General features: G+C 67.3%; 16 protein-coding genes. 8 read left to right on the top strand and 8 right to left on the bottom strand.

Features of this window, described 5'->3' with window-relative positions:
* The first annotated feature begins 118 nt into the window (after positions 1-118).
* Positions 119-3,040: a response regulator gene (locus ABC728_RS01070; RefSeq protein WP_416618743.1), complete on the top strand. Its 2,922-nt coding sequence runs from the start codon at positions 119-121 to the stop codon at positions 3,038-3,040.
* A 125-nt stretch (positions 3,041-3,165) separates the two neighbouring features.
* Here ABC728_RS01070 and cheB read toward each other — a convergent pair whose 3' ends face one another.
* The 6 genes from cheB to ABC728_RS01040 are packed head-to-tail and all read right to left on the bottom strand — an operon-like array spanning position 3,166 to position 10,772.
* Positions 3,166-4,200, bottom strand: coding sequence for a chemotaxis-specific protein-glutamate methyltransferase CheB (cheB, locus tag ABC728_RS01065; protein WP_416618744.1), 1,035 nt, complete (start codon positions 4,198-4,200; stop codon positions 3,166-3,168).
* A gap of 11 nt (positions 4,201-4,211) precedes the next feature.
* Positions 4,212-6,473, bottom strand: coding sequence for a hybrid sensor histidine kinase/response regulator (locus tag ABC728_RS01060; RefSeq protein ID WP_416618746.1), 2,262 nt, complete (start codon positions 6,471-6,473; stop codon positions 4,212-4,214).
* 22 nt (positions 6,474-6,495) lie between these two features.
* Positions 6,496-8,106, bottom strand: a complete 1,611-nt coding sequence (locus tag ABC728_RS01055; protein WP_416618748.1) for a methyl-accepting chemotaxis protein — start codon at positions 8,104-8,106, stop codon at positions 6,496-6,498.
* Between the two features lies 1 nt (position 8,107).
* Positions 8,108-8,773, bottom strand: coding sequence for a chemotaxis protein CheW (locus tag ABC728_RS01050; protein WP_416618749.1), 666 nt, complete (start codon positions 8,771-8,773; stop codon positions 8,108-8,110).
* Positions 8,770-10,242 carry a CheR family methyltransferase gene (locus tag ABC728_RS01045; RefSeq protein ID WP_416618750.1) on the bottom strand — a complete coding sequence of 491 codons (1,473 nt, stop codon included), beginning with the start codon at positions 10,240-10,242 and terminating at the stop codon, positions 8,770-8,772. Before ABC728_RS01045 ends, ABC728_RS01050 begins: the two co-directional genes overlap by 4 nt.
* Complete coding sequence (locus tag ABC728_RS01040; RefSeq protein WP_416618751.1) at positions 10,239-10,772, bottom strand: chemotaxis protein CheW; 534 nt, start codon at positions 10,770-10,772, stop codon at positions 10,239-10,241. Before ABC728_RS01040 ends, ABC728_RS01045 begins: the two co-directional genes overlap by 4 nt.
* A gap of 930 nt (positions 10,773-11,702) precedes the next feature.
* Between ABC728_RS01040 and ABC728_RS01035 the strand changes: the two genes are divergently transcribed.
* Entirely contained in the window at positions 11,703-13,043 is a 1,341-nt protein-coding gene (locus ABC728_RS01035; RefSeq protein ID WP_416618753.1) for a replication initiation protein, read from the top strand.
* Between the two features lie 125 nt (positions 13,044-13,168).
* On the opposite strand, the gene ABC728_RS01030 is transcribed toward ABC728_RS01035, so the two are convergent.
* On the bottom strand, positions 13,169-14,095 hold the full coding sequence (locus tag ABC728_RS01030; RefSeq protein ID WP_416618754.1) for a ParB/RepB/Spo0J family partition protein: 927 nt from the start codon (positions 14,093-14,095) through the stop codon (positions 13,169-13,171).
* Positions 14,088-15,041, bottom strand: coding sequence for an AAA family ATPase (locus ABC728_RS01025; RefSeq protein WP_416618756.1), 954 nt, complete (start codon positions 15,039-15,041; stop codon positions 14,088-14,090). The genes ABC728_RS01030 and ABC728_RS01025 overlap by 8 nt, the downstream gene beginning before the upstream one ends.
* 378 nt (positions 15,042-15,419) lie before the next feature.
* On the opposite strand from ABC728_RS01025, the gene rocD reads away from it, so the two are divergent.
* The 6 genes from rocD to ABC728_RS00995 all read left to right on the top strand — a co-directional run bounded on the left by rocD (position 15,420) and on the right by ABC728_RS00995 (position 22,860).
* Entirely contained in the window at positions 15,420-16,643 is a 1,224-nt protein-coding gene (gene rocD, locus ABC728_RS01020) for an ornithine--oxo-acid transaminase (protein WP_416618758.1), read from the top strand.
* A gap of 46 nt (positions 16,644-16,689) precedes the next feature.
* The gene (locus tag ABC728_RS01015) at positions 16,690-17,604 is read left to right on the top strand and encodes an arginase (protein WP_416618759.1); all 915 of its coding nucleotides are present in this window, start codon (positions 16,690-16,692) and stop codon (positions 17,602-17,604) included.
* Positions 17,605-17,726: 122 nt separating this feature from the next.
* Complete coding sequence (locus ABC728_RS01010; protein ID WP_416618761.1) at positions 17,727-18,212, top strand: Lrp/AsnC family transcriptional regulator; 486 nt, start codon at positions 17,727-17,729, stop codon at positions 18,210-18,212.
* Between the two features lie 202 nt (positions 18,213-18,414).
* The gene (gene greB / locus ABC728_RS01005; protein WP_416618763.1) at positions 18,415-18,981 is read left to right on the top strand and encodes a transcription elongation factor GreB; all 567 of its coding nucleotides are present in this window, start codon (positions 18,415-18,417) and stop codon (positions 18,979-18,981) included.
* Positions 18,982-19,260: 279 nt separating this feature from the next.
* Entirely contained in the window at positions 19,261-22,179 is a 2,919-nt protein-coding gene (locus ABC728_RS01000) for an ATP-binding protein (protein WP_445376299.1), read from the top strand.
* 228 nt (positions 22,180-22,407) lie between these two features.
* Complete coding sequence (locus ABC728_RS00995) at positions 22,408-22,860, top strand: RrF2 family transcriptional regulator (protein WP_416618765.1); 453 nt, start codon at positions 22,408-22,410, stop codon at positions 22,858-22,860.
* Positions 22,861-22,864 lie beyond the last annotated feature (4 nt).

The following is a 22,864-nucleotide window of genomic DNA, read 5'->3' as shown; positions in this document are numbered from 1 at the left end:
GCAAATAGCGTTAGAATCCTGTGCCGGTTGCCCTTAAAACAGGGCGAGCCAGACCCCGTTGCCCCGGCCGGGCGCGGGGATGCCGGCAATCAGGGCAGAGGATTTGATGAAGACGGACATGCCGCATCTCCTGATCGTGGAGGATTCTCCCACCCAGGCGCTGCAGCTTGAGCTGATCCTGGCCGCACAGGGCTGGACCGCCGATGTCTGCCCCACGGCGGAAGCCGCGCTGGAAAAGTTGAACGGCGCCCTGCCCGATCTGCTGCTGGTCGATTATCACCTGCCCCGCATGAGCGGGGACGAGTTCATCCGCCGCGTCCGCCTGAACGCCCGCACCCGCGCCCTGCCCGTCGTCATGCTGACCGACGAGGTGACGCAGGAAGCCGAGTTCAAGGGCATCGAGAGCGGCGCCGACGCCTATGTGCCCAAGACCGCCGACCGCGACGTGCTGCTGCTGCGCATCAACGCGCTGCTGCGGCGGACCAATGGGGGCGGGCACAACGACATCCAGGCCGCCGCCCAGGCGCTGCGAAGCTGCCGGCTGATGATCGTCGATGACAGCCCCACCTTCCTGGAATTCCTGCGCATCCTGCTGGAGGAGGAAGGGCACGAGGTCGACGCCCTGTCATCCGGGCTGGACGCGCTGGACCGGGCCGAGCGCGAGAGCTTCGACTGTATCATCGTCGATCTGCACATGCCGGAGATCGACGGGGTGGAACTGTGCGCCCGGCTGGACACGATCCGCCGCCGGCGCGAGGAACTGTTCCAGATCGTCATGCTGACCGCCAGCGACAGCAAGGCCGATCTGATGCGCGGGCTGGAGGCCGGGGCCGACGATTACGTCACCAAGGCCAACGATATCGAGATCATCAAGGCCCGCATCCGCGCGCTGTTGCGCCGCAAGCTGCTGCACGAGGAGAATCTGCGCATCTCCATGGAGTTCCGGCGCAAGGAACTGGAACTGGAGCGCGCGCGGGAAGAGATGCGGGTGGCCGAGGCCAAGGCCTCGCTGGTGGAAGCGCTGGAACGGTCCAACCGCGAACTGGCCGAGACCAACGCCCGCCTGACCCAGACCCAGGTCGAACTGACCCGCGCCAAGGACCAGGCAGAGGCCGCCAATCACGCCAAGTCGGAGTTCCTGGCCAATATGAGCCACGAACTGCGCACCCCGATGAACGGCATCATCGGCATGAACGCGCTGCTGCTGACCACCGACCTGACGGCCGAGCAACGCCACTCGGCCGAACTGGTCGGATCGTCGGCCAAGCTGCTGCTGAGCCTGCTGAACGACATCCTGGACATCTCCAAGCTGGAGGCCAACCAGGTCACGCTGGAGCAGATCCCGTTCGATCTGGCCGAACTGTTCGAGGAAACCGTGCTGCTGATGGCGCCCAAGGCCGCCGAGCATGGGATCGAACTGGTGCTGGACCTGGACGCCTCGGCCCGCCGCCACGCGATCAGCGACCCGCTGCGCCTGCGCCAGGTGGTGCTGAACCTGGTGGGCAATGCCATCAAGTTCACCAGCCGCGGCGGGGTGACCGTAGCCGTCGCCGCGCATGAGGACGAGGCCCGCTGCCTGACCCTGCATGTGCAGGTGATCGACAGCGGTATCGGCATCGCGCCCGACGCCGTGACGCGGCTGTTCGAGAAATTCGTGCAGGCCGACAGTTCCGTCAGCCGCCGGTTCGGCGGCACGGGCCTGGGCCTGGCCATCTGCCGGGAGACGGTGAGCCTGCTGGGCGGGCATATCGGCGTGGACAGCACCATGGGCCTGGGCAGCACCTTCTGGTTCACCGCCAAGCTGACGGCCGTGGCGGAAAGTCTGCCGGCCGGACCCGTGCCGGAACTGGCCGGCCGCCATGCCCTGCTGTTGGTGCCGGAAGGGCTGGTCCGCGCGCCGCTGGCCCGCGATCTGGCCCGGCTGGGCCTGTCAGTCGTGGCGGAGGAGCCGGCCGACGCGCTGGCCGAACTGGCCGCCGGACGGCTGCGGGCCGACATGGTGCTGCTGGACATGGTGCTGGTGGCCGACCCGGCCCTGAATGTCGTCAGCCACCTGCGCGCCGCCCTGCCCCATGCAAGGCTGATCATGCTGCGGCCCCTGACGGGCGCCGTGCCCGCCCCGCCCGACATCGACGGCACGCTGGACAAGCCCGTCCTGCGCCACAATCTGGCGGCCGTGCTGTGCGGTGCCACGGCCGGGCTGGCCCAGATCACCGGCATCAGCCCGCCAGCCGCCAAATCCATCTCACCAGCCGGACCGGTTACGGCCACCAGCGGGCGTATCCTGTTGGCAGAGGATAATTACGTCAATCAGCAGGTGGCGCTGCACATGCTGGCCGCGGCGGGATACGATGTGGCGCTGGCCAACCATGGCGGCGAGGCCGTGGAAGCTGTGGAGGCCGCAGATTACGACCTGATCCTGATGGACGTGCAGATGCCCGTCGTGGACGGGCTGGAGGCGACGCGGCGCATCCGGGCCATGGGCGCACCCGCGGGCACCATCCCCATCATCGCCATGACCGCCAATGCCATGACGGGCGTGGAAGCGACCTATCGCGCCGCCGGCATGGATGATTACATCTCCAAGCCCGTCGATCATCAGGAATTCCTGGCCAAGGTCCGGTCCTGGATCGGCCGCCCCCGCCGGGCCGATGCCGGCACGGCCGCCGCACCGCCCATCCCCGCCGCACCGGCCGACGAACTGGACCTGACCCCGGCCCGGCAACTGCGCCAGATGATGGGGGAGGAGGCCTTTGCCGGGCTGCTGGAACGGTTCCTGGTCAATTCCCGCAGCCGCCTGGCCCGCATCGATACCGCCCTGCAGGGCGGCGACCTGGCGCAGGTGAGCCGGGATGTGCATGACATGATCAGCACGTCGGGCGGCTTCGGCTGCCGCAGCCTTGTCAGCCTGGGCCGCGCCATCGAGCAGGCCATCCGCGAGAATGACGGCAAGGGGCTGAACGGCCTGTGCCGCCGGCTGGCGCAGGAAGCGCCCCTTGTGTGGGAACGGCTGCGCAACGGTCTGGCCGAAGCGGCATAGAAACTCTCTTTCCTTCTCCCTCACGCGCCGGGCACCGCCATCCGGCGGCTTGGGCTTGGCGCGGGCACGGGCCCGCGGGCCAGCGGTCGCTGGCCTGCAGGGGTCATGGGACATGACCCCTGGCGTCACACGAGGGAAACCAGCTTCGCGGCGATTTCCTGGGGGGGCAGGATGAAGCGGGCGCCGCCACGTTCGATGGCAACGCCGGGCATGCCATGCACGACGGAACTGGCGGCATCCTGGGCGATGGTCGCAGCGCCCAGCGCCCGCAACTGGCACATCTCGTCGGCGCCGTCGGCCCCCATGCCGGACAGCAGGACCGCCACCGCCCGCCCGCCATGATGGGCGGCCACGGCGCGGAACAGATGCGACACGGCGGGGCGCAGGCCCGCCTCCGGCGGTCCCTTCTCCAGCCAGATGCGGCCATGGGCGTCCAGGCCCATATGCCGGTCGTCGGGCGCCACATAGACGTTGCCGGGCAGCGGTTCCACCGCGTCGGTGGCCACATGCACGGGCAGCGCACTGCCGCCGCCCAGCCAGTTGGCGAAACCATGGACGAAACCATGGGCGATATGCTGCACGACCAGGATGGGCAGCGGGAAATCGGCCGGCAGCATCGACAAGATGGTCTGCAGGGCAAGCGGCCCTCCCGTCGAGGCGCCGATGGCCACGACGCGGGGCCGTTCGGTCTGGATGACGGTGCCCGGCAGCGAGGGCAGGCCCGGCCGGCGGGCCGTGGGCGGACGCTTCCAGCGCCGCACCACCTTCACCTCCGACATCAGGCGCACGGCCGTCACCAGGGCATCGGCCTCCGCCTCATGATCATCATGCCCCAGCCCGGCCGGCCGGCGCACGAAGGCCAGCGCCCCCGCCTCCACAGCCTTGAAGGTGGCCACCATCTCGTCCTGGACGGCCCCGCTGACGATGACGATGGGGACGGGCGACGTCTCCATGATCTCCCGCGTGGCGGCAAAGCCGTCCAGACCGGGCATGTGGATATCCATGGTCACCACATCCGGCTTCAGGCGCTGGACCTGCTCCACGGCGGCCAGCCCATCGGCTACGGCGGAAACCACCTTGATATCGGATTCGCTTTCCAGGATCGCGGCCAGAAAGGCCCTGATCGTGGGTGAATCCTCGGCGACTAATACCCTGATCAAAACACTGCCCCTCAGATCAGGCGACCGATGATCTCCAACAGGTCGCTCTGGTCGAAACTCTTCTTAACGATATAAGCACTGGCGCCAACATCAACCCCACGCTCCCTATCCTCTCGAGACTCCAACGATGTAATCAGGATGACCGGGATATCGGCCAGACGCGCATCCTGACGAATCCGTTCGGTCAGTTCGAACCCGCCCATCCTGGGCATTTCCACGTCGGACACGACGAGATCGAAAATTTCCCCGCCCAGCACCGTCCAGGCCTCCATCCCGTCCACGCAGGTGCGCACACGGAAGCCGGCGGCCTCCAGCACATGCTTGAACAGGGTCCGGGCCGTGATGCTGTCCTCCGCGATCAGGATGGACTTGCGCGCCGGCGCCAGGCTGGCCATGACGGGCCGCGCCGCCCGCACCTGGAATTCCGGGTTCAGCGCCGTGCGCAGCAGGTCATGCACGTTCAGCACGAAGCCCAGCCGGCCGGACGGCAGCACGATGGCCCCGCCCACCCCCGGCACGCGCGACAGCGGCCAGGCCAGCGGCTTCATCAAAATCTCCGTCTCGCCCTGGATCTGGTCCACCTCCACGGCCAGGCGCTGGCCGGCCGCCGACATGACAAGGTAATGACGGTAATCACCCGACGGCAGCAGCGGCGTGGAGAGGTGCAGCAGGTCCGACAGGCGCACCAGCCCGATGGGCCGCCCATCCAGCCGCAGCATCTCCCGCCCGTCGACCTGCTGCACATCCTTGCTGGCGATGCGGCCCACCCGTTCGATCCGGTTGGTGGGCATGGCATAGCAACGGCCCGCCACCTCGGCCATGACGACACGGAAGGCGGCCAGCGTGACGGGCAGCAGCAGGCGGAACGTCGTCCCCTGCCCCAGCCGCGATTCCACTGTCACCGAACCGCCCAGCCGTTCCACCACCTCCTGCACGATGGCCAGACCCAGGCCCCGGCCGGAAATGTCGGTCACGCTGCTGCTGGTCGACAGGCCCGACTGGAAGGCCAGGGACATCACCTGCTCGGGCGTGAGCCGGGTCGCCTCCTCCTCGTCCAGCAGGCCCAGGGACAGGGCGCCGGACAGCAGGCTGCGCATGTCCATGCCGCCGCCATCGTCGCTGATGGCAATCTCCGCCCGGCCGCCATCGCGCTGGATGACAGTCAGGTCGATCGTGGCGCGGGCTGGCTTACCCGCCGCCTGCCGCTGGGCCGGCGTCTCGATCCCGTGATCGACGGCGTTGCGGGCCAGATGCAGCAGTGCCTCGCGGAGTTCCTCCTGCACCCGCCGGTCCAGTTCCAGTTCCTGGCCCGACAGGTTCAGCAGCACATCCTTGCCCTGGGCGCGCGACAATTCGCGGATATCCTGGGCCACCGGCTCCAGCAGCCGGGCCGCCGGGAGCATCAGCACCTGCTTGGTCCCCGACAGCAGGTTGTCGACGCTCTTGGCCAGGGTGCGGACATCGTGGTCCGCCTCCCGCGCCAGGTGCGACAGGCGATTGCCGATCCAGGCCAGGGTCTGCGTGTCGTGCTGGCTCTGCGATGGCAGGTCCAGCCGCTGGCGCAGCCGGGTCCGTTCCAGCAGCCCCAGCCCGATCGACCGTATCTCCGCCAGCCGCTCGCTTCCCGACAGCTTGGCCGCGATCAGTTCTTCCGCCTGATGCAGCAGATAATCCAGCCTGTCGATGGCCACGCGCAGGGTCTGGCGGGTGGCCGGACGCAAGGGGCCCGGCTGTTGTTCCTCCACTGCCGCCGCTGGTCCGGTTTCCACAGCCGCCTGTGCCATGGCGCCCGCGGCGGCGGCCGGGACCGCCACCGGGGCCGCCGGAGCCGCCGGGGCCGGCGGCGGAGATGGCAGCGGCTGACCCCGGCTGACCCCTTCCAGCCGGGCGATCAGGGCGTCCAGATCCGCCACCGGGGGCGGATTCTGTCCATTCGCCTCGTTCGGAACCATCTGGCGCAGGGCCGTGAAGCCCTGGGCGAAGACCTCCACGACGGCGGGGCCCAGCTTCACCTCCCCCCGCTTGACCAGCGCCAGAAGCGTTTCCAGCGCGTGGCAAAGGGCGACCAGATGGGTCAGGTTGACGGTGCGGGCCGCCCCCTTCAGCGTGTGGACCTCGCGGAAGGTCTTCTCGACCAGCTCCTTGCCGCGCTGCTCGGTGACCCCGGCCTCCAGTTCCCGCAGGCTGCCGGCCAGCGAGCCTACATGCTCCTCCGCCTCCACCATGAACATGGCGAGCAGGCGCTGAAGAAGCTGTTCGTTCCGGCTGTTCATCGCGTCGGCTCCGGCAGGCGAATCAGGCCTTGTAGTGGCTGACCAGCGATTTCAGCTTATGCCCCAGCGCATTCAGGTTATGCGCCGCGGTTTCCGCCTGCTTGGTGGCGATGGTGTTCTGGCTGCTGGCCTGCCGGATGCTGTCCATGGCCAGCGCCACCTGATCGATGCCCACCTGTTGCTGCTGGTTGGACGCCACGATCTGGACGCTGGCCTGGGTGGCGACCGCGATGTTCTGGGCCAGCCGTTCGATGGCCTGCCCGGCCTCCTGCGCCTGGCGCACGCCGGCATCCACGGCCTTGCTACCCTGTTCGGCCGCCAGAACGGCCGTGGCGGTGGCCTTCTGGATGTCGCCCAGAATGGCACGGACCTGCGACGTCGCCTCCTTGGACTGTTCGGCCAGGCTTTTCACCTCGGCCGCGACGACGACGAAACCCTTGCCCTGCTCCCCGGCGCGCGCCGCCTCGATGGCCGCGTTCACAGCCAGCAGGTTGGATTGTTCGGCCAGATCATTGACCGATGCGACGATGGTGCCGATGGCCTGGCTCTGTTCGGACAGCTTGATCACGGCCTCCGCGATCGACCCGATCTGCTCTCGCACGGCCGTGATACCGGCAACCGACTGTTCCACCGCGCGCTTGCCCGTGGCGGAAATCTGCGCCGTGGCCTGGGCGGTGTCGGCCACATGGCGGGCCTTTTCCGTGGAAAGCTGGGAGGTCTTGCGCACCTCCTCCATGGTGGAGGAGGTTTCGGCCAGGGCCGTCGCCGTCTCTGCCGCGGAAGCCGCCACCTGGGCGGTGGTGGAGACGATCTGGCTGCCGGCCGTGCCCAGCACATTCACGCCTTCCGACAATTCCTGCATGAGCTGGCGCAGGCTGCGCGTCATGTCGCGGAAGGTGTTGGACAGGATGCCCACCTCGTCCTGACGGCCGCTGGTGGCGATGTCCGTGGTCAGGTCCCCCTTGCCGATACGCTCGGCCGTCTGGGTGATGTCACGCAGCGGGGCCGCGATATTGGCGCTGAGGAACAGTCCGGACAGCAGGACGATGACCGAAGCCGCCAGCGCGCCGCCGATGATGGCGGTATTGGCCAGTTCGACATTGCGGTCCTTGGCCGTTTCGCGCAGCGTCAGCAACCGCTGCTCCACCGTGCGCATCTCGGCCAGGACGGCGCGGAAATCATCCATCGCCTGGCGCCCGCGGTCACTGAGGATCAGGGCCTGGGCCGCGGCGAAACCATCCGCCTGACGCGCCTGGCGCGCCAGGCGCACCTCCTCCAGCTTGGCCTGCATGGCCCTTTCCAGCCGCTCCATGTTGCGCAACTGGTCGGGATTGTCGCGCAAGAGGGTGCGCAGGTCGGCCACGATGCCATCCACGCTGCGCAGCGCCGCCTCGTAGGGCTGCAGGTAGCGCACCTCACCCGTGATGACATAGCCGCGCTGGCCCGTCTCCACATCCTGCACGGCCGACAGCAGGTCGCCCAGCCGGGATTCGACGCGATGGGAATGGACGGTCCAGACGGACGCATCCGTCAGGTCGTTCATCGTCTTGAGCGAAACGGCCCCAACGCCCAGCAGGACGAACAGGACGAGGCACAGGCAGCCCCAGATCTTGGTTCCGACCATCATCTTCATGTCAACCCTCCGCCCCCCTGTCCCGGCCGCCAAGGCCGGGTAGGCCGTCTTCTTCGAAAAATCCCGCGCTGTCCAGCACCAGGGCCCCGCCGGGGGCAACCCCCTGGTAGTAGCGCCGCGTGCCCTGCACCGTGGCCGGCACATTCCCCATATCGCCGCGCGACAGGGCATTCAGCCCATGGATCGGTCCCGCCAGCAGCCCCAGGGCGCGATTGCCCTGGTGCAGCACGATGATATGCGACGCCTCGTCCCGGTCGGCGGTGCCGGCACCCGACAGCCTGTCGAAATCCACGACCGTCAGCACCTCGCCGCGCAGATAGATGACGCCGGCGACCCAGGCCGGCACATTGGGCACCGGCGCGGGCATCAGATCGGCGCAGACCTCCCGCACCCAGCGGCTGTCCACGGCCAGAACCCGGTCACCCAGCGCGAATTCCAGCAGGCGCATGTCACCCTGGACATCGCCTGCCGCCTCATCCCCGCGTGCCAGCCGCGCCGCACGCTCACGCAGGCGGCGATCCACCTCCGCGGCCCCCGGCTCGAACCCGCGTGCCAGCCCGGCCATGGCGGCCGCGACGCGGGCATGCATGCCCTGCCAGTCGATGGCCACCTGTCCCGCCTCCCCCTTGGGGGTGCCGCCTGCGCCCTGCTCCCCGGCCCCGCTCATACCCTCACCTCCGCACTGGCGACGCGAATGATCTCCACCAGGCGGCCCGCCGTCAGCCCGTCGCCTTCCGGCAACGTATCATCTGAATTGCATTCGCGCAGCAATGCCAGCGCATTGCGATAGCAGCGCCGCGCCTCCGACGGTTTGCCCTCCGCCTTGGCCAGCCCGGCCAGGGCGACATGAGCCAGGATGAAATCGGGGTCCAGGAACAGGGCACGCTTCAGCGATTCGGTGGCGCCGCGCGCGTCGCCGCATTCCTGCCGGATCATGGCCAGCAGGTAATGCCGCTCCGCCGACAGCCGGTCGATCAGCAGGGCCCGCCGGCACCAGTCGGCCGCGAGATCGAGCTGCCCCTCGTTGGCATAAAGCCGGGCCAGCAGCGTCTGGGCCCGCGCATCATCGGCCAGCGCGGGATCGGCCAGCAGCAGTGCGATGGCCCCCGCATTCTCCCCCTTCTGGTAAAGCCGCGTCGCCTCATCCAGCAGGGCCTGCCCCTGCTCGCCGGCCACCTGATGTGACGGCGGCGGCAGACCCGGATCCGGGGGTTCCGGCAGCAGGGGGGATGATGCCAGGGGCGTCGGGGGATGCGGCGGCGGGGACACCATGGGCAGGGTGAAGGCCGGCTGCTTGCGGTAGATGGTGGCACCCGGCGCGCCGGAATTGACCAGCGGCGCGAACAGTTCCGACGACCCTTCCACCGCCGCCGCGACCAGCCAGCCCCCTTCCACCAGCGAATGCTGCAGGGCCGCCGATACGCGGCGCGCCCGTTCCGCACTGAAATACATCAGCACATTGCGGCAGAAAATGATGTCCATGGCGTTGGTGTTGTTATGCACCGCCGGATACTGATCCTCCGCCAGGTTGTGATAGGCGAAGGTCACCATGCGCCGGATCTGGGGCGCGATTTCCCAGCGCCCGTCGCGCAGGGTGAAATAGGCGCGGCGGATTTCCGGATCGATACCGCGGAAGGACCATTCGCCATACCGCCCGTCGATCGCCTTGCGCAGCGACCGCGGATTGATGTCGGTGGCCAGCAGCGTGATGTTCCAGTGCTGGATGTCAGGGATCAGCCGGTGCAGCAGGATGGCCATGCTGTAGGCCTCCTCCCCCGTGGAGCAGGCGGCGCTCCATATCCGCAGATGGCGATGGGACGCCGCGCGCCGCTGTTCCAGCAGATCGGGCAGCACGCGCGTTGCCAGGGCATCGAAGCTGGCCGGCTCGCGGAAGAAATAGGTCTCCCCGATGGTGAGATAGCTGGCCAGCGTCTCGATCTGCGTCCGCTCCACCTGGGCGGACAGGAAATGCCGCATGCAGGCATCCGCATCGGCAAAACCCAGCTCTGCCGCCATCTGCGTGACGGCACGCTCAAGATCGCCCCAGCGCTCCGGCGGATAGTGCAACCCCATGCGGTGGGCCAGGAAGGCGCTGAAATCCGCCAGGCGCTGATGGCTCAGCAGGCTTTGCATCATGCGCCCGTCCCGTGCTCGCCCACACCCCGGGCCAGGGCGGCATCCAGTGCCTGTTCTTCTGCCAGCGACAGGAAACGATCCACGTCATGGATGAACAGGGGACCGTCGGGAAGCGCCGTCACGGCATCGAAATAGCCGCCGGCCGCAACCACCTTCTCCACGGGAACCAGGTCATCGGGCGCACGGCTGATGGTGCCGTCCACATGGTCGACCCACAGGGCGACGGACCGGCTCTGCAGGCGCACGATGACCAGCCCGTCCGTCAGCCGCGGGGCATGGACCGCCAGGCCCAGGCGGGCGCGCACATCCAGGACCGGCAGGAACCGGCCGCCCAGATTGATGACGCCCGCGACCACCGGCGGCGCACCCGGCATGGGCACCACGGCCGCCATGGCGACCACGCGCTCCACCCGGTCGATGCGGATCGCATAGGGCCGGTCTTCCAGCGAGAACAGCAACAGCTCGATCAGCGCATCGTCCGTCGCCATCGCCGCGGCCTGCACCGCGTCCATCCATCCCCCCTTCTTCATGGCCTCGCCCCCATCGGTGGCGGGTTCATTCCTGAAAGCCGTTTTCCCTAGAAACCGCAAAAAACCGCCGCCCGCCAGCCCTTTCATGATGAACCGACGAATAGCCTGTTCCATGATCGCCCGGTGCCCGCCGAGAGGGAGCCCCCGCGACGGTTCCACTGTGACCTGTGACCTGCCATGTCATCGTCAGCCCTTTCATCGGCTGTCGGGTGTCTGGCCTGTTTTCATTTTTCTGTCCCTGTTGCCTCAAACTACCCTCAAACCCCCTGTTCTGTGGATTCCCTTTTTCAGGATTCTTTGTTCAGGGAGCGGTTTCAGGTGTGATTGCAGGGGGTTGAGGTGCCTTTCTGTGCCGGGGGACACGGGTTTCTGTGCCATGGCTTGCGAGTCCCTGTGCCGGATTGGCCGGGTTCATGTGCCCTGGAATACGGCTTTGCGGGACGGATTGCACGGGGCATGCGGCTGGCTGTGCCGGATGTCACGGGCGGAGCGAAGGGTTTGTATTTTTATCAATGGGTTAATGGGCGGTCATCTTCTTATTGTGCCAGATTGCACGGGCACAACGCGGCCGGATGAGGGGGTGGCGCCCGTCGGCTTGCTTCATGTGCCGGATTGCACGGGTGGGGAGGGGCTGAGTGTGCCGGATCTCACGGGCGGGGTGCCGGGGGTCCGATCGGGGTGATTCCCCCCGTCGGACCTGCACTGGATGTGGAGTCGTGCATTCTGTACCCGATCTCACGGTTGCCGTGACCCTCAAGCCTTGTCATTGTGCCGGAATGCACGGGCGAGAATCGGCCAGATCACCCCTTTCTGTGCCTTCTTGTACGGGGCGGGTGATTCCCGCTTGATCCTGTGCCCCATCGGGTGATGCTGTGTCACAGTGACATGGGACAGGCTCTTTTGGCACTTAAAGCGTGTCGGGTGGGGGAGATGATGGTAGCGCAGGCCAATGCGGTGAAGGCGGACTTTGTCCGGCCGCGGATCAGCGGCAATGTGCTGGACCTGTCCACGGACCCCACCCTTCCCAAGCCCCGCACCCAGATCGAGGTGATGGAGACCGGCAACGGTCTGACCCTGGCCGATCGTAAGCTTTTCAATGTCTTGCTGGCCTATAGCTGGGACAGGCTGGCCGATCCCGATGCCCCCCTGCCCCCCTTCCGCGCGTCCACCGCCGATCTGCGGCGGGCCATCGGCGATGATACGGAAAGCAACAATGTGCGCCTGCGCCAGTCCTTCGACCGGCTGATGCAGACGCTGGTGCGCTTTCCGTACTGGAGCGAGGCGGACCAGCAATTGAAGGAAGGCGGCTCGCCGCTGCTGTCCTTCCGGGCGCTGCCGCGTGGTGCCGGCTATGCCGAGTGGGAGTTTCCGCCGAAGCTGCGGCCGCTGCTGGCCAAGCCGGGAGCCTGGGCGCGCATCCATCTGGCCATCTGCGCGCAATTCTCCTCCAAATATTCCCTGGCGCTGTACGAGTTGCTGAGCCTGCGTGTCAACCTGCGGGAGCCGCGCTGGGAAGTGGCGCTGAACGATCTGCGCGACAGTCTGGGCTGTGCCGACAAGATGCCCAACTATGCCCATTTCCAGCGCCGGGTGCTGGACCCGGCCGTCAGCGAGATCAATGAATTGTCGGGCCTGCTGATCGCCTATCAGGAGATCCGGTCCAACGGGCGCGGGCGCAAGGTCGAACGGCTGCTGTTCGACGTGAAGAAGAAATCCAACAGCGATCTGGTGGCCACGGCCCGCATGACGGAGTTCGCCAAGGCGCCCGTCGGCCGGCCCACCGCCGGCGGCACGCGCGACCAGGATACGCCTGATCTGGAGGATGGCCGCACCGACCGGGAGCGGGGGCCCGCCGGCACGCTGGGGCTGATCCAGCGCGTCTCCCTGTCCGTGATCGAGGAACTGGTGGCGCAATATCCCGATGTGGACATGCAGACAGCCATCTTCAGCTGGGCCGAATGGGCCATGCGGCAGAAGGAACCCTGTCGCAACCCTTCGGCGGCGTTCCGCGCCTGGCTGGAGAAACTGCACCCCGCGGCGTCCGGCCCGGTGCGGCTGGCCCCGGAAGGCGCCGAACCCCCTGCCCTGTCGCCGTCGGCACAGCGGGCCCTGCACTGGCTGACGGGCGAACCCTATGCCGTGCGAGCCCGCTGGTATCGCAAGGCCCTGACCCTGGGGGCCGCGGAGATGCGGGCGGCGACGGCGCCGGAGAATATCACCCGCTGGGTGGAACTGGTCGCCGAAGAGGTTGCGAAGGGGTTGCGGGGATAGGGCCGGACCCGGACGGGACGGACAATCGGCGTTAACGGGCGGCGTCATCCAGGCCGCCCGTTCTGTTTCTGCCCGTTCTGTTTCTGGAGGATGTTTCCGGCCACCGGAGACAGAGGCACCAAAGGTCAGCCCAGCAGGTCGCCCAGAGCCTGTTCATAGGCCGCCAGCTTGGCCTTCAGGGCCAGCAGACGGGCCCGTTCCTCCGGCTTCAGCTTGGCAGAGCCCTTGGCGGCGACGGCATCCAGGCCGGCCGACAGGCTCTCTTCCAGCTTGGGCAGGCTGGCCAGGAACTTCTTTGCTGTAACAAGTCTCACGGGGGCAGGAGAGACAGCCCCGGCCGGGCGCTGCAGGCGGGCCCTGGCCTCCCGAGCCTCTCGCGCGGTCAGCCCGTCCTTCTTGACCTTGAGCCAAAGGCTCAACTGGTCGGGCTCCTCCATGCGGGCCAGTTCCAGCAGGACGGCCTTCGGCACCTCGCTGTGTGACGTCACACATTCGTGACGCACGGTGGGATGCAGCTTCAGCAGGGTCAGGGTGGTGTTCACCTCCGTCCGGGAGCGGCCCAGCAGGTCGCCGACGGCTTCCTGATTGTAATCATGGGTTTCGATCAGGCGGCGGATGCCCTCCGCCTCTTCCACCGGAGACAGGTCGACGCGCTGCAGGTTCTCGATCAGGGCGATCTGATCGGTATTGACGTCGGTCGGCAGGATATGGGCCATGATCTTGGTCAGACCGGCCATCCCCGCCGCCCGCCACCGCCGCTCCCCCGCCACCAGCTGGAAGCGCTTGGGCTCCGTCGGGTGGGCGGTGACCAGGATCGGGGAAAGCTGCCCGACCTCCCGCAGGGAGAAGCTGAGGGCCTGCAGCTCCTCCTCATCGAAATGACGGCGCGGCTGGTAGGGATTGGGTTCCACATCCGTCAGCCGCAGCAGCACGGTATCGCGTAGCCCGTCGGCCGCGCCGAAGATCAGGTCGGCGCCCGGCCGTTCCAGCGTCTCCCCGATGCTGCGGGCCACCGGCTGCTGTCCGCCGGCCTTGCGCCAATTCTTAACCATTGACGATCTCCTGCGCCAGGGTGCGATAAACGGACCCGATCGGGTGGTTCTTCGACAGCATCTTCAGCGGCACGGCGCCGGCATAGGTGGCCTGGTCGATCTCCGTGGAGCGCGGGACGGGGGGGAAGATGCGGGCCTTGTCCCCCAGGCTTTCCTGCAGGTCGCCCAGCACCTGCTGTTCGACGGCGAAATTGCGGTTGAACATGGTGGGCAGGATGCCCAGCACCTTCAGGCTGGGATTCTGCCGCCGCTGGATCTTCGACACGGTATCGAAGATCAGGGGGATGCCGCGCACGTCGTAACGGCTGGCCTTGGTCGGGATCAGCAGGAAATCCGCCGCGATCAAGGCCGTCACGGTGATCAGCGCCAGTTCCGGCGGGCAGTCGATGACAATGAAATCATAGTCGCGCAGAATCTCGGTCAGCTTTTCCCGCAGGACATAGCGGCCATCATCGGGGTCCAGCAGGATCTTGATCTGCGCTTCGGCCAGGGCGATGGTGCAGGGCAGGACATCGAACGCATCGCGGTGGACGATGGCGTCATGGATGGCGGTTTCGCCGAACAGCACATCTTCCAGCCCGCCACGGCGGTCCTGAACCTCCAGCGGGTCCAGCCCGGCGCCTTCGGTGGCCGTCGCCTGCTGGTCGGCATCGATGACCAGCACCTTCTTGCCCAACTCCCCCAGGGCATAGCCGAGGTTCAGCGCGGTGGTTGTCTTGCCGACGCCGCCCTTCTGGTTGGCCACGGCGATGATGCAGGCCGTGCGCTGGCTGGCCGCGGCCAGAAATTCCGCCACGCGCACGGGCAACCGCTCCGCCCCCGATTCCCAACGGCTGATGGTGGCATTGTCATATTTGCGGCCCAGCTTGGTATTGACCCAGGCGGCGAAGGCGGCCTGGCTTTCGCCCCGGCGTTCGCGGAATTGGCGCAGTTCATCGGGTGTCATGGCACCGGCCCGTTGGGGAAGGGGAGTTTGAGGGTTTGAGAATTGGCTCAAATCGCCCCTGCCGTCAATGATTGTTGCGGCTGGCGCTCTCTGTGCCATATCGCACGGCCTTTCGAATGGGTTCATGTGCCGGAAATCACGGGGTACCGACGCCCTTCCTGTGCCGGATTGCACGGGGTCGCGGCGCCCCTGTGTGACGTCACACAGCAGGTCCGTGCCGCAAGGATCACGGCCGGGACGGGTTCGGCTGGGCGGATGGGGGAGGCCCGCCCGTTCCTGTCGTGGCGTGCCTTATCTTCAGCCGTTTCGGCTGTTGCCGCCTGTCATGCTGGAACCAACACGAGCATCAAGCCGAAAACCAGACGGAAAGGGATGATCATGGACATGCGAACCAGCCTGAACACCGATGCCATCAAGGTGGAGGAGCGCTGGTGCGCCCATAATTACAAGCCGTTACCGGTTGTCATCTCCCGCGCCGAAGGGGTGTGGATGTGGGACGCTGAGGGGCGGCGCTATCTGGACATGATGAGCGCCTATTCCGCCGTCAATACCGGCCACGGCCATCCGCGCGTCCTGAAGGCACTGGTGGAACAGGCGGGCCGCGTGGCCGTCGTGTCCCGCGCCTTCCATACCGACCGGCTGGGCCCCTTCCTGGCGCGCCTGTGCCAACTGGCCGGGCTGGACGGTGCCTGCCCCATGAATACGGGGGCCGAGGCCGTGGAAACGGCCATCAAGGCTGCCCGCCGCTGGGGCTATCGCGTGAAGAACATTCCTGCCGACCGGGCCGAGATCCTGGTGGCAGAGGGAAATTTCCATGGCCGGACCACGACGATCGTGGGCTTTTCCGCCGAGGCGGCCTATCGCGACGGGTTCGGCCCCTTCGCGCCGGGCTTCCGGCTGGTGCCGTTCGGCGATGCGACCGCCATGGAAGCCGCCATCACGCCCCATACCGCGGCCATCCTGGTCGAACCGATCCAGGGCGAGGCGGGGATCGTGGTGCCGCCCGCCGGCTATCTGAAGCGGCTGCGCGAGATGTGCGACCGGCATAATGTGCTGCTGATCCTGGATGAAATCCAGTCGGGTCTGGGCCGGACGGGCCGCTGGTTCGCGCACCAGCATGAGGAGATCCGCCCCGATGGCCTGTGCCTGGGCAAGGCGCTGGGCGGCGGCGTGATGCCGGTTTCCGCCTTTGTCGCGCGGCGCGACCTGATCGACATGTTCGTGCCGGGCAACCATGGATCGACCTTCGGCGGCAACCCGCTGGCCGCCGCCGTGGGGCTGGCCGCGCTGGAGGTGATCGCCGATGAGGGGCTGGTGGAACGGTCGGCCGAACTGGGCGCCCATATGATGGCGCGCCTGTCGGCCCTGAACAGCCCCGCCATCCGCGCCGTGCGGGGCCGGGGCCTGTGGGTCGGGGTCGATATCGATCCCGCCTTCGCCACGGCGCGGGCCGTGTGCGAACGGCTGATGGACAAGGGCGTGCTGTCCAAGGAAACCCACGAGACGGTGATCCGTTTCGCGCCGCCGCTGGTCATCAGCCGGCCGGAACTGGACTGGGCCATCGACCGTTTTGCCGAAACGCTGGACGGCATGGCGCGCTGATCCGGCCGCCGGAATTCCAGGATAAAGACAGGGAAGGGGAGGGCGCATGAGCGGATGGTACGGGCTGGTGGGGGCACCCACCGATGTCGGCAATGTCGATTGCGGGGCCGCGGAAGGGCCGGGCGCCCTGCGTGCCATGGGCCTGCCGCGCCGTATGGGCATGGTGGACCGTGGCGATGTGCGCGGCCCCGCCTATGATGGCCGGCCCGATGCCACGGGCAGCCGCAGCGTGCGCGAAACGGCTGCCTGGTGCGCCGCCGTGCGGGACGGGGTGGCCGGCGTTCTGGCCGATGGCGGGTTCCCCCTTATGCTGGGCGGCGACCATGCCATGGCGCTGGGCTCCATTGCCGCCGCCGCCGCCCATGCCAGACAGGAGGGGCGGAACTTCTTCGTGCTGTGGTTCGACGCGCATCCGGATTTCAACACGCCGGAAACCACGCCGTCGGGCAACACGCATGGCTATCCCGCCGCCCTGGCCTGCGGCATCGGCCATCCCGATCTGCTGTCGGTCGGGGCCTTTACGCCGCTGATCCGGCCGGACCGGTTGATCCAGTTCGGTGTGCGCGACATCGACGCCGGGGAGCGGGCCAACCTGTTGCGCATCGGCGTGGAATTCCATGAGATGGATGCCGTCCGCGAAAAGGGGCTGGAGGCGCTGGTCGCGCATACGATCGCCCGCATCCAGGCAGCCGGTGGCGGGCATGTACATGTCAGCTTCGATATCGATGCGCTGGACCCGGCCGCCGCCCCCGGCGTCGGTACGCCGGTGTCCGGGGGACTGACGCCGGCCGAGACCGTGGGGGCCATGCGGCTGCTGGGAGCGTCCGGGCTGGTCCGGTCGCTGGATATCGTCGAATTCGCGCCCCGCCATGACCGGGACGGCATGACCGCCCTGACCGTGGAACAGGTGCTGGCCGGTTTCATGGCGGGCCGGACCGGGCAGCGGGCGCTGGTGGCATAGCGGCCGCATACCTGAGGGACCGGGGCCGTGCCAGGGCAGTGTCATTCTGGACCCCGATCTTCGCCGGGGATAGATTGCCCCGACCCCCTATCCTTATCCTTGCCATCGGAACCCGACCCGCCATGCGCCGCCGCCTTGATCAGATCGACCTGCGCATCCTGGCCGAGCTGCAGCTCGACGGGCGCGTCACCAATCAGGCCTTGTCGGAGCGGATCGGCCTGTCGCCGCGGCCCTGCCTGGAACGGGTCCGGCGGCTGGAACGGGAAGGGCTGATCCTGCGCTATCAGGCCGTGCTGGATGTCCGTCGGCTGCAAAGCTGTATCACCGTGCTGACCCAGATCGCCATGGAGCATCATGGCCGGCATGGCCGGCAATTGTTCGAGCGCCGTCTGGCCAATACGCCCGAAGTGGTGGAGTGTTTCGAGGTCAGCGGCGAGTTCGACTATATCGCCAAGCTGATCTGTCCCGATGTGGACGCCTATCAGGAACTGACCCAGGGCTGGATCGACGATACCGAACTGGGCGTCAGCCGCGTGACCAGCAATATCGTACTGCGCCCCGTCCGCGATCTGGCGCCCACACCCCTGTTCGGGCGGGAGGAGGAATAGGCCGGCGGCTTTCCCGATAAAAAGTTCGGCGTCGATTATATCGTGCGAGATATTATCGCGCTTGCTATCTTGAACCGGCCGGGGTCGTGAAATATCGCCACTACACAGCAATCCTGTTGTGATTTCCCCGCCTGACCTATTTCCTGCACCCGGCATCCGCGCTAAACAAACGTCCGGTTTCCCCGGATGAGGGTGCGGCGGCATGAGCAAGGCCTGGGTCAACGAGAATGCGCGCGAAACGGCGGACGATGATGACGGCCCCGACGATCCGCGCCCCCTGCCGCCCGGCACCAAGAACCACATCACGCCACAGGGTTTCCACCGGATGCAGCAGGAACAGCAGCAATTGCTGCGTGTGGAGCGGCCAAAGGTGGTGGAGATCGTGCATTGGGCGGCCGGCAATGGCGACCGGTCGGAAAATGGCGACTATATCTATGGCAAGAAGCGGCTGCGCGAGATCGACAGGCGCCTGCGTTTCCTGTCCAAGCGGCTGGAAATCGCCAATATCGTTGATCCGGCCCAGCAGAAACATCGCGATCAGGTGTTCTTCGGCGCCACCGTAACCTATGCCAGGGAAGATGGGGCGGAAAACACCGTCACCATCGTGGGCGTGGACGAAACCGACATGGCCCCGGGCCGCGTGAGCTGGGTTTCCCCCATTGCCCGCGCGCTGCTGAAGGGGCGGGAAGGTGATCTGGTGACGGTCCGCACGCCGACGGGGCCGGAGGAACTGGAAATCCTGTCCATCCGCTACCCCCCGCCCGGTTAGAGCCCGTATTCCGCTGACCGGAAACAGGGGGGCCTCCAGCTTTCAGTTCCACCCAGCGCCGGGGCGGCTCTCTGGCCAAAGGAAAGCCGCTTCGGGCCATGTCCCGCCCCTGAAAGCGAGGCCATCCGACGTCGGATAAGGGGACATGTCTGGGTTTCCGCAGCGCCCCCCGACCTAACCTTCTGCACCCCCCCGCGGTGCGGTACATTTGTTAATCAAGAATGGTGTCCTGATGTGACGAACCCTGCCGGGGTCTCGATGCCCTTCGCGTCCAGAAGGTTGCCGCTCGTTTTCCTGATATCCCTCGCCCTGTTATGGAGCGGGGTGGGGTTCCTGCTGCTGCTGGAGCGCGACCGCGTCATGGAACAGGCGGAGCGCGATGTCGCCAATCTGGCCCTGGCGTTCGAGGAGCAGTCCTATTGGGTGCTGTCGAGCGTCGATAACCTGTTGCATACCGCGAAGGCGGAATATGAGGGCGATCCCGGCGGGTTCGATATCCCCGTCTTCCTGCGCGAGCATGCGCTGCCGGCCGGCTTTTCGGTGCAGATGTCCATCGTGGGGGCCGACGGTTATCTGCTGATGTCCAGCCTGGGCATGGGGCCGGACGCACGCATCACCAACTATCTGGACCGGCCGCACATCATTGTGCATGCCCACCAGGATACGGGCCGCATCTTCATCGGCGCCCCGATCGTGGGGCGGCTTTCCGGCAAATGGTCGCTGCCGATCAGCATCCGGGTCAATGATGGCCAGGGCCGGTTCGCCGGGGTCATCACGCTGGCCGCCGATCCCTTCTATCTGTCCGGCTATTACCGGCGGCTGGATCTGGGGGCAGAGGGGGCCGTGTCCATCCTGGGCACCGACGGGATATTGCGGGCCCGTTCCACCCCGTCCGCCAGCCCTGATGGCCCGGCGGGCCTGGGCCGGACGCTGAACAGCATGCCCGTTGCGCGCCTGACGGAACAGGCACCCGCCGCCGTACTGGAACAGGTCAGCGACCTCGACGGGATCGAGCGGGTCACGGCCATGCGCCGTATCCGGTCCTACCCGCTGGTGGCCACGGTGGGGCGCGGCGTGGACGAGGTGCTGCGCCCCTGGTGGTCGCTGGTCTGGCGGGCCGTGGGCGCAGCCGGGCTGGCCAGCCTGGGCCTGACCGGCCTGTTCTGGATGCTGTGCCGTGAGGCACAGCAGCGCCTGCGGCAGGATCGCGATATAGCAGAGGCCAACCGCCTGCTGCGCCTGGCCGAACAGGTGGCGATGGTTGGCCATTGGCGGCTGGAGATCGCCAGCCGCCGTCTCACCTGGTCGGACGAGGTCTATCGCATCCATGGCCTGTCGAAGGACCTGTTCCAGCCGACCCTGGAAAAGGCGCTGACCGCGTATCATCCCGATGACCGGGGGCGGGTGCGCGAACTGGTGGCAAGCGCCATGCAGACGGGCAGTTCCTATGAGATAGCGCTGCGGGTGGTGCGGCCGGACGGGGAGATCCGCCATGTCGTCACGCGCGGCGTGGTGGAATTCGGGTCCGGTGACCGGCCCATGGCCCTGTTCGGCGCGCTGATCGATGTCACCGACCGCACCCATCAAGAAGAGGCGCTGCTGGCCGCGCGGCGCGAGGCGGAGGCTGCTGCCCGCGCCAAGACCGACTTTCTGGCTACCGTCAGCCATGAATTGCGCACCCCGCTGAACGCCGTGATCGGCTTTGCCGACCTGTTGCTGACGGCCGACCTGCCGGAGGCCGAACGCCGCCGTTACATCCGCCTGCAGGCCGAGGCGGGGCGCACGCTGCTGACCGTCATCAATGATGTGCTGGACTTCTCCAAGATCGATGCCGGGCATCTGGCGCTGGAGGAGGTGGCCACCGATACGGTGGGCGTGCTGCTGACCTGTGCCGAGCTGGTCCGCCCCATGGCGCAGGAAAAGGGCCTGAACCTGCAGGTGGACCTGGCACCGGACCTGCCGCCCTGGCTGCTGCTGGACCCCACGCGGGTGCGCCAGGTGCTGCTGAACCTGCTGAACAATGCCACGAAATTCACGCAGGCCGGCTCGGTCTCGCTGACGGCCGGCGTGCTGCATGATCCGATCGGCGGCGACCGGTTGCGCTTCACCGTGGCCGACACCGGCATCGGCATCCCCCAGGACCGCCAGGCCCACCTGTTCGAGCCGTTCCATCAGGCCGATGCCTCCACGGCGCGCCGTTATGGCGGCACGGGCCTGGGGCTGGCCATCTGCCGCCGTCTGATCGGGCTGATGGGCGGGCAGATCGGCTTTTCCAGCGAAGTGGGGCGCGGCAGCCTGTTCTGGGTGGAGATCCCCCTGCGGCCAACGGAGCCGCCGGCCCATGCCCCAATGCTGCCGACACCAGGGGCAGGGGAGGCGACGGCGCCCGGCCGGCCCCTGCATGTGCTGGTGGCCGAGGATCTGCCCGTCAACCAGATCCTGGTCCGGGCCATCCTGGAACGGGCCGGCCACCGCGTGGATATTGCGGTCGACGGGCAGGCGGCCCTGGACGCCGTGCAGCGCCAGTCCTTCGACCTGATCCTGATGGATGTGCAGATGCCGGGCATGGACGGGCTGGAGGCCACGCGCGCCATCCGCGCCCTGCCATCGGCTGTCGGGCGCATCCCCATCGTGGCGCTGACCGCCAATGCCCTGGCGTCGGAGGTGGAGCGCTGCCGCAAGGCCGGCATGAACGACCATATCGCCAAGCCGATCGAAGCCGAGCACCTGCTGGTCACGCTGTCGCGCTGGTCGCAGCGCATCCATTCCGTGACAGGCGAGCCAGGGGACGGCGGCGACGGTGCGGATGTGAAACCGGGCGGCCCGCCCCGCCTCGCCGTGCTGTCCGCCGATCTTCAGGCCCAGTTGGAAACCCTGATGGGCCGGGGCGCGCTGCTGCCCATGATGCAGGAACTGATTTCCACCCTGCGCACCCGGTTGACGGTGGCGCTTGACCCGGCCACTCCGCTGGATGTGGTGCGCACCCACAGCCATGCCACGGTGTCCCTGGCCGGCAATTTCGGCCTGATGGAGCTGTCGGCCACGGCGCGCACGCTGGAACAGGCCATCGATAACGGGGAGGACCGTGCCGCCGTCACGCTTCTGCTGGACGGGCTGGCGCCGGTGGCCGAACGGGCCCTGTCCGCGCTGACCGCACGGATCGAGGAATTGTCGGCCCCGCTGCCGGCCGGGAGCTGATACCCTGTGCCTTTGATCTCGACGTAATCGAGATCAAAGGCTTTGGCGGAACAAGCCGCCGCGGCTTTGGCGGCACAAGCCGCCGCCGCGTCCGTCGGCGCGGATATCAAGGGGCATTCTCCATGCCCCCTGGTATGAAACCGGCCGGGCCGTCCAATCAAGGACTTGCCATCCGGCGCCGGAGCGCCCATGAAAGGGTGATCGTTCCGGGCCGGGAAGCAAATTGCGATGCTGACACAACGGGCCAAATACGCCCTACGCGCCTGTATCCATCTGGCAGACCATTTCGAAGACGGTACGACTGTCCAGATTGCGGAGATTGCGGCGGCGGAGAATATTCCCGCCAAGTTCCTGGAGGCGATCCTGCTGGACATGCGCAAGGCCGGGCTGCTGCAGAGCCAGCGCGGCCGCCATGGCGGCTACCGTCTGGCCCGCGCGCCGGAAAAGCTTTCCGTAGGCGACATCATCCGTGTGATCGACGGTACGCTGGCCCCCATCCGCTGCGCCAGCCGGCTGCGGTTCGAGCCGTGCGAGGATTGCGAGGATGCGGCGACCTGCGTCATTCGCTGGGCCATGCTGAAGGCCCGCGATGCCATGGCCACCGTGCTGGACCGCTGCACCCTGGCGGAAGCCTCCCGCCGCCGCCGGTCGATGAGCCATCCGCTGGATTTCGTGATCTGATCCC

Source organism: Niveispirillum fermenti (assembly GCF_052474395.1).
This window is presented reverse-complemented; position numbering and strand designations above follow the sequence as displayed.